This is a genomic window from Ruegeria sp. HKCCSP351, from assembly GCF_017872535.1.
In the GTDB taxonomy this organism is placed as follows: Bacteria; Pseudomonadota; Alphaproteobacteria; order Rhodobacterales; family Rhodobacteraceae; genus Ruegeria.
Genome location: NZ_JAEDOV010000019.1, coordinates 1 through 9,338, shown reverse-complemented (window position 1 = coordinate 9,338; position 9,338 = coordinate 1). Strand labels below are relative to the sequence as shown.

At 58.2% G+C, this 9,338-nt stretch carries 6 protein-coding genes and 1 pseudogene; 6 read left to right on the top strand and 1 reads right to left on the bottom strand.

All coding sequences use genetic code 11. The features are described from left to right. Positions 1-221 (top strand): annotated as a pseudogene (locus I9182_RS20170) (hypothetical protein); the annotation flags it as partial. A 213-nt stretch (positions 222-434) separates the two neighbouring features. Here the strand turns inward: I9182_RS20170 and I9182_RS20165 are convergent. Further along, positions 435-1,436, bottom strand: coding sequence for an AraC family transcriptional regulator (locus I9182_RS20165; protein WP_209599455.1), 1,002 nt, complete (start codon positions 1,434-1,436; stop codon positions 435-437). 200 nt (positions 1,437-1,636) lie between these two features. Between I9182_RS20165 and I9182_RS20160 the strand changes: the two genes are divergently transcribed. The 5 genes from I9182_RS20160 to I9182_RS20140 all read left to right on the top strand — a co-directional run bounded on the left by I9182_RS20160 (position 1,637) and on the right by I9182_RS20140 (position 8,599). Further along, positions 1,637-3,196 (top strand): amidohydrolase family protein, encoded by a 1,560-nt coding sequence (locus I9182_RS20160; protein WP_209599454.1) that lies wholly within the window; start codon positions 1,637-1,639, stop codon positions 3,194-3,196. Positions 3,197-3,237: 41 nt separating this feature from the next. Further along, positions 3,238-4,866, top strand: a complete 1,629-nt coding sequence (locus tag I9182_RS20155) for a hydrolase (protein WP_209599453.1) — start codon at positions 3,238-3,240, stop codon at positions 4,864-4,866. A gap of 3 nt (positions 4,867-4,869) precedes the next feature. Then, positions 4,870-5,649 (top strand): DUF3299 domain-containing protein, encoded by a 780-nt coding sequence (locus I9182_RS20150; RefSeq protein ID WP_209599452.1) that lies wholly within the window; start codon positions 4,870-4,872, stop codon positions 5,647-5,649. 39 nt (positions 5,650-5,688) lie between these two features. Continuing rightward, positions 5,689-7,224, top strand: a complete 1,536-nt coding sequence (locus tag I9182_RS20145) for a DUF3299 domain-containing protein (RefSeq protein WP_209599451.1) — start codon at positions 5,689-5,691, stop codon at positions 7,222-7,224. A gap of 100 nt (positions 7,225-7,324) precedes the next feature. Beyond that, the gene (locus tag I9182_RS20140) at positions 7,325-8,599 is read left to right on the top strand and encodes a carbohydrate porin (RefSeq protein WP_209599450.1); all 1,275 of its coding nucleotides are present in this window, start codon (positions 7,325-7,327) and stop codon (positions 8,597-8,599) included. Positions 8,600-9,338: the final 739 nt, after the last annotated feature.

The following is a 9,338-nucleotide window of genomic DNA, read 5'->3' as shown; positions in this document are numbered from 1 at the left end:
AGCCGCGCAATCAGAGCATTTTGTCCTTGCAAAGCAGACGCCATCCACACAGGACGGAGCAGCCTGATGCAGATGCGGCGAACTTCGCGATCGAACTCGCATCCCGTCGCGGAGAACACCTCGACGCCGTCGCCCGGGAGCTCAACGAGCGGCCGAGAATAACCTTGAATTACTTCTCACTCGCGGAGAAGTTCGAGGAGCGTGTTGCGGCCATCGGTTGAACCGGCAGCGCAAACCGGACATTCACGACCATGCATTGCTAACTCCGAAATATACAACAAAACTGCCAGTTGCAGAGATTGCATCGATTTTGGCAACCCACCAATTAATGCCGTCGGCTAATTTATTAACGTCGCACTACAACTTCTCCAAACTGATCCAACGAGGACCTCATCTTCCAAGTTTTCTTTTGGCTCAAGGGAGCAGGGAACGAGTCACTGATTTCGCCGATATTCGTTCGGTGTGACACCAGTCCACCTTTTGAACGCTCTGGAAAAACTTGTTGCACCGGAGAAACCAAGCAACTCGGCGATCTCCTCGTTCGGTGCGGATCTATCGCTGTCAATGATTTCTAGGGCCCTCTCTCTACGCCCCTTGTCGCGGATCTCTTGGAACGAGGTGCCCAATTCAGACATCGTGCGCTGTAGGCTCTTTGGATGGACGCCGAGGTTACGCGCGAGTTCCTCGAGGCCGAAGGTTCGCTCACCAATCTTTTGGAAGCAGACCTTTTCGACCCATTTCAGGATCGCATCGCGCGGGGAAGTATCGCGGAACTCTCCACGCGAGGTGGGCGGGATTTTCCAGTTCAGGGCTAGTGGCCGTTGCAGCCACTCAGAGGGAAACCCGATCTGAACACTGTTGCACTTTCGTTTCAAGAAAGAAGACTTCGGAAGCAGATCCAGCGGAATACCTGCGTTTTCCTGCGCCGTAACTGTTATGCGAGACGGATTGAAATCGTCTTCGGTCACTAACCGCAGGAGGGTCAACCACAGGCTCGCAGTGGCGGCATCTGCCTGAACGACGGGTGCTGCCGGTAAGAAAGTCCTCTCAGCTCGGATCACGGTGACATTTGCATTGATTTGGAGGGAGTATCGAACGTTGTTGATCTGCCGGTCGAGTTCGAGAATAGCCAGCGGTAGGAACTCTGCGAGGGTGTGGGATATCGCATAGCTCTCCCGGACAAAGACGGGGCCCGCCTCGACGAATGTCTCAGCTGCGCGCGCCGAGAAATACGGGTCGTTGAGCACATCGGCCATTTTCTCGACGGCCTTGTAGAGTGCATTGCCGGTGATCATCGCAGCCGGGTCGGTGAGATCGACCTGGTCAAGCCCAGCCGCCTTGAGAACAGGGCCAGCCTTGCCGCCGCGCTTCTCGAACAGATCAAGGAAGGGGCGAAGCTGCAGAGCGCGGTTGAACGCGATTCGCTCAGAGACCATTTGTCTGTCGTCCGTTGTTAGTTCTACACGACGATGTACATGCCGTTCACTACGAATACTCCCAGAACGCACTTTCAAGGACAAGTTTCTACACTACCTGTCGCGTGAAGCCATACAGTTTTGTTTTGATTAGCGTTTAGTATCCTTTTTGCGAAAGACCACGATTCCAGAAGGTGGTCGAAGGTAAAGGTACATCGCCTATGAAACCAGAAAGAACTTTGTCCGCAATCGGCACCTTGGCGGTTTTGGTCGCGACCGCAACGACAGCGTTTGCCAACGATATCGTGATCTTAAATGGGCGCGTGATCGACCCGGAGACGGGCCTCGATGCGATCCGCAACGTTGGCGTGGAGGACGGCCGTATCTCGGCGATCAGCGAGTTCTCGCTTGAAGGTGACACGGTGATCGATGCTAAGGGGCACGTCGTCTCGCCGGGGTTCATCGACCTGCACGCTCACGGGCAGAGTATTGGTGACTATCGGATGCAGGCGATGCAGGGGGTGACAACGGCGCTAGAGCTAGAATCTGGCGTTTTGCCCATCGCCGACTGGTATGACAGTCAGGCTGCCAAGAACCTGCCAATCAATTACGGTGCGGCGGCGGGCTGGACCTATGGCCGGATCGCCACCTTCGACAACACCGACCCGCTGGCAACCGTTGAGTTCTTCCAAGCGGCCCAGGCCGAAAACGACTGGAAGATGGACATCGCCGACCAAGATCAGTCCGAGCGGATTCTGTCGCTGGTCGAACAGGGACTCAAGGAGGGGGGCCTTGGTATTGGGGTAAACGCGGGCTACGCGCCGGGATACGGGCAAAAGGAGTATTTTGCGCTGGCCGAACTGGCCAACGAATACGGCGTGGCGACCTTCACCCATGTTCGTTACGCCAGCAACATCGAGCCGCAGAGTTCATTCGAGGCGCTCAAGGAATTGATCTCGAACGCCGCCATCACCGGCGCGCACATGCACATCTGCCATATCAACAGCACGTCGATGGCTGATATCGAGGCCACACTCGCCCTTGTCGAAGAGGCGATGGACAAGGGTATCAACATCACCGTGGAAGCCTATCCCTACGGCGCGGCGAGCACCGTCGTCGGCGCGGCCATGTTTACTGGGCCCGACTGGCGGGACCGGATGCAATCGACAGCCGAGAATTTTCAGCTCGGCCAGGATCGCATGACCGAAGACCAACTCGACGACTATCAGGAGAACAAGCCGGGCACTTTCATCACCTGGCACTTCCTCGATGAGAGCAAGGCAGAAGATTTGGCTAAGCTCGACCTGTCGGTGACTCATCCTGCGACGCTGATCGCCTCGGACGCAACTTTCTGGTCGTACTTCGACGACAAGGGGAACATTCAGACTTACACCGGCGATGAATGGCCACTTCCTGACAACGTGTTCGCCCATCCGCGATCTGCCGGAACCTTTTCGAAGGTCCTGCGCAGCTATGTACGCGAGCGTGGTGTGCTTTCGATGAGCGAGGCGATCCGCAAGATGTCGCTGATGCCAGCGCAGACGCTGGAAGACTTCGTGCCGCAGATGCGCCGCAAGGGACGTCTGCAGGTGGGCATGGATGCCGACATCGTGGTGTTCGACCCTGAGACGGTCTCTGACAGGGCCAACTACGAGAACGCGAACCAGCCTGCCGTGGGCGTGCAGACCGTGCTGGTAAACGGCGGATTCGTTGTCCTGGATGGCGCGCTTGTCCTCGACGCGCCGCATGGCCAGCCGATCCGCAGGACGCAGACGCAGTAAACACCGGGCCTCCAACAAAATTTGAAAGGAGCAACTTGCTCATGAAGCCGCTCTCGACCCTCGCGATAACCACGCTCGCATCTGCGTTCTTCTGTGTCGGCATCGCTCAGGCGCAGGATTACGATCTCGTCATCTCGAACGGCCGGGTCATGGATCCGGAGACGCTATACGACAGCATCGCAAATGTCGGCATTTCGGACGGCCGTATCGTGGCGATCTCCAAGGAGGCGCTGAGCGGTGCCGAGGAAATCGATGCAACAGGTCACATCGTGGCGCCTGGATTCATTGACACCCATTTCCACTGGCAACAACCGATGGGCTATGCGCTTGGCCTGCGTGACGGACTGACTTCGAGCATGGACCTCGAGGAGGGCTGCGCAGGAACATTCATCGCGCGGTGGTATGAGGAACGCGAAGGCAAGAACCAGGCGAATTTCGGGTGCGCCTCCAGCCACGAACAAGCCCGCGCCATCGTGCTCGACGGTTTCGACGACGAGGAAACCCTTCTGCTGGGGCCGGCGGCGGCGCTTACCTCCCGCAAGGGATCGGGTTGGAGTTTGGACAAGGCGGATTACGACACTGGTAACAAGATTCTGCAGATCATCGACGAAGGCCTTCAGGCTGGCGCGCTCGGTATCGGATCGACATTGGGATACATGCGCGATGGTGTCACCACGCGTGAGTTGTTCGAGGTGCAGAAGATTGGCGCGCGATATGGTCGCCAGACTGCCGTTCATACGCGTTTCACACCCGATGGCGACGTGTTGGAAAACGTCGGTGCGCAAGAAGTCATTGCCAATGCATTGGCTCTGAACGCGCCCGCAATACTGCAGCACTTCAACAATCCCGGCTGGCGACTCACGCATGAACTCATCGCGCGGCTTCAGGAGAACGGACATAATATCTGGGGAGAGATCTACCCCTATTCCGCCGGATCGACCACGGTGAACGCAGTCTTCCTCAAACCCGAAAACTGGGTTGAAAGACAGGGGCATCGCTACGAAGACACGATGCAGGATCCGATTACAGGTGATTTCTATACGCAGGAAAAATACGATCAGGTCCTGAAGGATAATCCGACCCAAGAAATTCTGTTGTTCAAGACTCCGCCAGAGGACTCAGTCAAATGGTTGACTCTCAGGGGGACAACAATGGCCAGCGATGCGATGTTCGCGGAGCCTCTTATGGCGCCTTGGAATACTCCATTTGAGAAGTTGGGAAACATGCATCCGCGCGGCGCCGGGGCGCGCGCTGCAACACTGCGCCTTGGGCGCGAAAACGACATCCCGATGATGCAGCTTTTGTCGATCCTCAGCTACAACGCGGCGCACCATCTGGGCCGTACGGGGCTGAAGGCCATGCAGGAGCGGGGCCGGGTTCAGGAGGGCATGATCGCCGATATCGTGGTGTTCGACCCCGAAACCGTTGCCGACAATGCGACCTATGATCAGGGATCAATCCCCTCGACCGGGTTCAAGGCGGTTATTGTGCATGGCGAGGTGACCGTGCGTGACGACGAACTGCTGGAGGTCTTTGCCGGCCAGCCGATCCGCTTCGAGCCGGAAGACAAACCGCGGTTCGAGTCGGTGTCGGAAGACGCTTGGAACCGGGAGTTTTCCACCGGCATGCCGGATGTGGCGCCGGGCGTTCCTCCGCAGGGAGGGAATTGAGCGATGCAGACATTGGCAGCCAAGCTGCGCACGCGACTGCTGCGGAGCCTCATCGCCGTCTTTCTGACAGCCACAGGCGCGTTCGCCGAGCAGGTCGCAATCTCGTTTCGCGAGTTGCCGGACCCGGTTGCGCTGCAGTTCGACGACCCTTTTCGCGACATGGGGTTCGAGATGATGGGGGAACTTCGAACTTTTGTCCGTCTTGAGCAGCGGCTTGCGAACGGGGAGGTTCCGGAGGAGGCGCGACCGCGGCTCGAGGCGCGGCTTGAGACGGCACGCGGCGCGCTAAGGCTTGCCGGCCATGACATTGAGGGACTTTTGGCACAGCGATGGGTTGTAGCCAAGGCCCGCAAGCGTGCGTTCTTTTCAACCAATCCAAACCTCCACCAGGCGACGGTAACCATCACCGGATTTCTCATTCCAGCTGGCACAAACGAGGACGGTTTCACCGTCGGCTATCTTGTTCCGGAGGTGGGCATGTGTAGCCACATGCCTCCGCCACCTCCAAATCAGCTGATCCGGGTGACGTTCGACGCAGGCTCTCCCGCTAGGTCGCTCTACACCCCGGTGACAGTGACGGGGCTGCTTGCGCCTCAGGAGAGCAACGAAACCATCTTCGTCCTCGACGGCGAAGCGCGGATGGCGAGTATGTGGAACCTCGAAGCAACCCAAGTCACGCTGGCGGTGAATACGCCTCGAACCCCTTTGCGCACCGCGTCGCAGATCAGGAACGTCTCCCACTCCACGCCCACCGGGGAAGATCAACAAACCGGCAATAATTGAGGCTTCGAATTGATGATTTGGCTCTCAACCCCAATCAGGATGCTTGGTCATTACAAGTGCGCGCAGGACGCGTCACATAGCCTCAAAGAAACAGACGAGCGCACGCCACATCGGTTTGTACTTAGCATTTGTTTCGTGGTGTCAATTTTCCTCCTGGCTGCTGCTGGTTCGACCCATGCGAAAGATCGACCGACCACAGTCATCACATGGAACGACCTGGGTATGAGCCTCGAGGCCCAGAAAGACGATAAAGCGGATGATGGAACGTATGCGGGTCAGTCATCCTTGAGCGGCCCGCAAACGGTTCTGCCGCCGGACGACCTCTTCGATCCGCTTTCGTCTGACGGCATCGCGGTCCAAGACTGGGACGAAACGGCGTTTGAGGTCGCATCGGGCTTGCTGGAATCTCAGGTATCCATTGACGGGTATATCTTGCCGCTGCGCCGGGAAAAAGGGCGCGTCGTTGAGTTTCTTCTGGTGCCGTGGATAGGAGCATGCATACACGCCCCTGCGCCTCCACCGAACCAGATCATTCATGTCGATTATCCCGAGGGGGTCGATTCCATTGGTATGTTCACGCCGGTACGGCTTGCGGGGCGCCTGACGCATTGGCCGGCAAGTCACACTCTGTTCCTTGTAGACGGTTCGCGCAGCATTCCGACGTCGTACGCGATGGAGCAGGTTGTGGTTGGCGGGACGCCAGGGGAAATCGTTGCAGCCGACTCGGCGTTCGGGGACCTTTCTTATTTGGCGCGCGCGCAGGCCAAGATCACCAATATCTTCACCACAGCGATGTCGGACATGGAGCAAGGCCGGTCTGCCGGCGGAGTCGGGCTCGCGCTGTTGATCGCGTTCGCCTACGGTACGCTGCACACGCTTGGCCCGGGACACGGCAAGGCCGTCGTCGTCTCCTACTTCATCGGAACCGGTGGCAGTCTCAGACGTGGCGTCGTCATGGGCGGCCGGATCGCCGTTATGCACGTGCTGTCGGCGGTAGTCGTCGTCTTCCTGCTCGACTTCGCCGTACGACAAGCGACGGGAGCGGCGCCCTCGGATTACAGGTTGATCCGGCTCGGAAGCTACGCGCTGATCATGGCAATAGGTGCGGTGATGTTGTGGCATGCCATCGCGAACATACGAGCAGCTCATGACGATCACCACGGCGGCCACGCCCACGCCGGATGTGCGGCCTGCGCCGCTGCAAACACCGAATCGCAAGGCGGCGGCTGGATTGCAGCCGCGGTAGGTGTGGTGCCTTGCACCGGCGCGCTTATCGTCATGCTGTTTGGCCTCGCGAACGACCTTGTGGTTCCCGCGGTCATGATGGTGATCGCGATTTCGGCGGGTATGGCGCTCGCCATGTCGGCCCTCGGCATAGCGGCGATCCTGGGTCGCAACTGGGCCGAGGCGTGCCTCGGGAGCACCCCCCAGAGACGCCTGAGATTTGAAGCCCGTTCACGGCTCGCAGGCGCGGCCTGCGTGCTAGCTATCGGGAGCACCTTATTCGCCATGACCTTGGCTCAGCCGCCAGGCGCGGATCGACCGCAGCAAACATCGGTCCTCGGGACGAGCTAAGCGAGCTCATAACATATAGTTGGCCTGCGAGGCGTTTGTCCCCTCAATTACCTGCAATTGGAGTTGATAAACTATGTCACAGGCACCTGATGAGCAGAGCATGCAAGGCGCATTTGACCCTCATTGCGTCTGTGTCGCGATGCGGCGTTATGTTTGGTGCCGATGGTTGCGATATACCCTGACGGTCGTCTGCGCGCTACTCGCCACCATATTTCCCGCGGAAGTCCGACCTGAAGGCCTAAGCCGTGATGGGTTTTCATCTCCAAAAAGCGTTCTCGGAACGCTGGCAGCCACGTCCGATCAGCAGGATCTGGGGGGGGTGCAGGCGTACCGGGACTGGAAAAATGGGTTTGAGAACCGCGTGGGGCTGACATTCGGTCTCGAGGAGATGGCCCAGTATCTCGGTACCGACTCAGACCTGACGCCGTCCGATGCGGCAAGCAACGTGTTTCGGTTATTCGGCACTTGGACAGCGTCCGGACGCGGCACTCCCTACGCTGGCGCTTTGGTCTTCAAGATCGAGAATCGGAGCGCCTTCGGAAGCCATCTCTCGCCCCAGGCGCTCGGGCCATCCCTAGGATATGCGGGGCTTTTTTCGTCGACCTTTAGCGATGCGGGGTGGTTGTTGACCAACCTCTACTGGCGTCAAGTGTTTGCCGATGGTCGGGGCAGCTTCGTCATCGGTCAGGTTGATGTCACCGACTACATTGACATCAACAACCTCGCCAACCCATGGACTGCCTTCACAAACCTCGCCTTTGAGCAACTACCAACTGTTCCAGCGCCCTCTCAGGGATTGGGAGCCGCGCTGCAGTGGAGACTAAGCGACAGTTGGGCGATCCTCGCTGGCTTTGCAGATGCCAACGCAGACCCGGCAGACCCGGTCGGTAGCGCCAGAACTCTTTTCGACACCGGCGAGACCTTCAAACACTTCGGCATAGGTTGGGCGCCTGATTGGGACAATCGATACGACCAGTCAGTTCAGCTGACTTTCTGGCAGATTGATCAGAGAATGCAGGCTGGTGTGCCCGGCGGTTACGGCGTTTCTTTTCTGGCGAGCGGTCGCCAGGACGCGTGGAGGCCGTTCTTCCGTGCAGGCTATGCCAAAGATGGCGGAACGCTTCTCGACCGATCGATCAGCGTTGGAACCGGGTACGACGCCCGCGACGGCAAGGATCTTGCTGGAGTCGGGGTGAACTGGGGACGGGCACCTGGTAACTCACGAAACCAGTTCACAATGGAGGCATTCTACCGGTGGGACGTGACGGATTTCTTCCAGATCACACCAAGTGTGCAGCTTGTTACCAACCCTGCGAACGACCCCACGACCGAAAACATGGTGGTTCTCGGGTTGCGCGTGCGTGCCCACTTCTGATTCGCAAAACGAGACAGGGATGCCGCGCCCAAAACGGAGGGAGCCGGATATATGGCTGTACCGATGACACTTGATGCAGCCGCAGTTCGAGGCTGTTCTTACTACAGGGCATTTTGCTCGTTCTCGCCTGCGTTCTCGCTCTCATTTACCCTCTGACGACCAACGTCGCGCTTGCGGTATTTCTCGGGTGGAAGCTGCTCTTCAGCAGCATCGTTCAAGCCGTTACACTGATAGGTAGAAGCAAGACTCCGGATTTCTGGCTGCAACTGATTTCGGCCGCGATGTCGGCGATCGTGGGCTTTGTCCTCCTGCGCAATCCTGCTTGCCGCGATTGTCGGAAACGCTATGTCAGGACAACGCCGGAAGCCTCCTCCAATCATAGGGCCATAACTGAAGTTCGGTCCAAATTCGGGTGATGTGAGCACAAGGACGAATGGCAGTTTAGTCCGCGATCTATTGGTTCGAGTAACAAATTTCGTCGCGCTCTGATCGAATGGCCGGTTTTCTTGCCGCGTTGCGACAACCAAAGCTCAGCAACCGCAGAATAATCCGCGCTTCGTGCGCACGCAGCAGGATTTGGACACTTCTCCTATGGGCTCATTCCGCAAGTTTGCCGCGCCCAGCTTGAATGGCTGACCTCAGAGATTGAGGCCGTTCGCCTGGTCGGGCTTGGGCTAGCAGTGAGCGGACCAAGCCGCCCTAGAAGCAACCAAAGCGTTCACATTGTCCGAGACTCTTT

Excerpts from the sequence above, each read along its gene's own strand:
- I9182_RS20140 (WP_209599450.1), top strand. The coding sequence starts at position 7,325 with ATGCAAGGCGCATTTGACCCTCATTGCGTCTGTGTCGCGATGCGGCGT.
- I9182_RS20145 (WP_209599451.1), top strand. The coding sequence starts at position 5,689 with ATGCTTGGTCATTACAAGTGCGCGCAGGACGCGTCACATAGCCTCAAA.
- I9182_RS20165 (WP_209599455.1), bottom strand. The coding sequence starts at position 1,436 with ATGGTCTCTGAGCGAATCGCGTTCAACCGCGCTCTGCAGCTTCGCCCC.
- I9182_RS20160 (WP_209599454.1), top strand. The coding sequence starts at position 1,637 with ATGAAACCAGAAAGAACTTTGTCCGCAATCGGCACCTTGGCGGTTTTG.
- I9182_RS20150 (WP_209599452.1), top strand. The coding sequence starts at position 4,870 with ATGCAGACATTGGCAGCCAAGCTGCGCACGCGACTGCTGCGGAGCCTC.
- I9182_RS20155 (WP_209599453.1), top strand. The coding sequence starts at position 3,238 with ATGAAGCCGCTCTCGACCCTCGCGATAACCACGCTCGCATCTGCGTTC.